Raw genomic sequence first — 2,054 nt, 5'->3', positions numbered from 1 at the left:
AGGCCGACCAGGGTCTCCGGGCCGGCGCCCTTGGCGCGCAGGACGTGCGCGATCCGGTTCGCCCGGGCGTTCAGCTCCGCATAGCTCAGCTCGACGCCCTCGAACGACACGGCGACACCGTCCGGTGTCCGCGTCACCTGCTCCTCGAACACCTCGTGCACCCGGTGGGCGACGGGCTCCGCCTGCGGCCGCCGCCAGTCGGCGGTGAGCAGCGCGTACTCGCCCTCGGGCAGGTGCCGCCCGGTGGCGTCCCCGTCGATACCGGTCTCTGCCATCGCGGTGAGCACCGAGCGGTACATGGCGGCGAGGCGGTCGGTGCTCTCCTGGCTGAGCGCGTGACCGGCAGCGGTCAGGATGCAGTAGCCGGAACGGGTCGCCACGGTCAGCGGGAACTCGGTCGGGCTGTCGTCGATGCTGGCCAGGTAGTCGACCAGATCGGTGTCGACCTGCTCGAAGTCCTGGTAGTTGAAGAAGACGTCGAAGAGCCGCTGTCCGCCGGTGCCGGCGTCGCGCTGCACGGCGGGCAGCGGGTAGCGCCGGTGACCCCACATCTGCGTCTCGCGGTCGAAGACCTCCCGCACCAGTTCACCCCAGGTGCGGGCCCCGCGCCGGTGGGCGAAGGGGAGGGTGTTGAGGTACATCCCGTAGACGCGGTCCGCGCCGGCCGCCTCCGGGCGGGCGTCGCAGACGAGACCGCTGAGGAAGTGCTCCTCGTCGGTCAGCTGGGCCATCACCGTGAGGTGCGCCGAGTGCAGGACGCTCTTGAGCGAGACCCCGGCAGCGGTCGCCAGCGCACGGAGCCTGTCTTCCAGGTCGTGCAGCGGTACGGCGCTCTGGTGGGCGGTACCGGCAGGCAGCCGGGTACCCGGGCGGAACCCCTCGGGCAGGGTGAGCTTCGGGAAGCCTTCGGTGATGGTCTTCCAGTAGTCGCGGTCCTGCTCGGAGGCGAGGGAGGTCAGCTCGGCGGCGATGAAGTCGGCGAAGCGCACGGACGGCTGCTCGGCGGGGACGTGCGCCCGCCCGTCGCGGATGCGGGCGTACTCGTTCAGCAGCTCCATGAGCAGGGAGTGGTGGCTCCAGCCCTCGAGTACGGCGTGGCACTCGGTGATCGTGAACCACCAGCCGTCGTCCGTGACGTGGGCGGCAATGCGCAGGAGCGAGGCGGCACCGAGGTCGAAGAGGGTGGCGCGCTCCAGAGCCATGAAGGAGCGCAGGGTGCCGTCGACGGAGGCTGCGTCCAGGCCGGTGAGGTCGCGGACGACGACCGGCATCTCGGCCTCGGTGTGCACGAGCTGGAGCGGCACCGAGTAGGTGGAGAGGTCGAAGGAGGTGCGCAGTACGTCGTGCCGGGCGGTGACCTGGCGGGCGGCCTCGCGCAGGGCGTCGGCGCTGAAGGGCTGCCGGTCCTTGATCCGGAAGGAGGTGGCGTTGTGGTAGTTGTTGCCGCCCTCGTCGATCAGCATCTCGATGAGCATGCCGAGCTGGACCTGGGAGACGGGGTAGGCGTCGTCGAGGCCGGTGGGGAGCTTCGCGCGGTCGTCGTCGGAGATCAGGGCGTACGGGGTGACGGCCGCGGTGGCTTCGATGCTGTCGCGGCCGGTGACCAGCTCGGCGAGCCGGGCGACCGTACGGTGCTGGAAGACGTCCCGGACGGCCAGGTCGAAGCCGGCCTCGCGGAGCTTGCCGACGAGGTTGACGGCGCGCAGGGAGTGCCCGCCGAGGTCGAAGAAGCTGTCGTGGATGCCGATCCGGTCGTGGCCGAGGACGTTCTGCCAGACGTCGGTGATGGCCTGCTCGACGGAGTTGCGCGGAGCGGTGTAGGCGGCTGCGCTGCCGAGGGCGTCCTGGCCGGGGACGGGGAGGGCGCGCTTGTCGAGCTTGCCGTTCGTCGTGAGCGGGAGCCGCTCCAGGATGACGAAGGCGGCGGGGACCATGTACTCGGGCAGTTCGGCGGTGAGTGGGGCGCGCAGGTCGGCGGGGGTGGGGGTGTTTTCGCCCTGGGTGGTGAGGTAGGCGACGAGGCGCTTGTCGCCGGGCTGGTCCTCGCGGACGAT

Annotated in this window: 1 protein-coding gene; it reads right to left on the bottom strand. The window is 71.0% G+C overall.

Going from position 1 to position 2,054, the window contains the following annotated elements; all coding sequences use genetic code 11:
- Window positions 1-2,054 (bottom strand): condensation domain-containing protein (locus tag ACWGE1_RS40920; RefSeq protein ID WP_453425546.1); only part of this gene is annotated, 2,054 nt, incomplete at both ends.

This window comes from Streptomyces sp. NPDC054932 (assembly GCF_053610205.1).
Note: the sequence above shows the minus strand (reverse complement) of the source record. Positions and strands in the feature narration are given on the sequence as shown.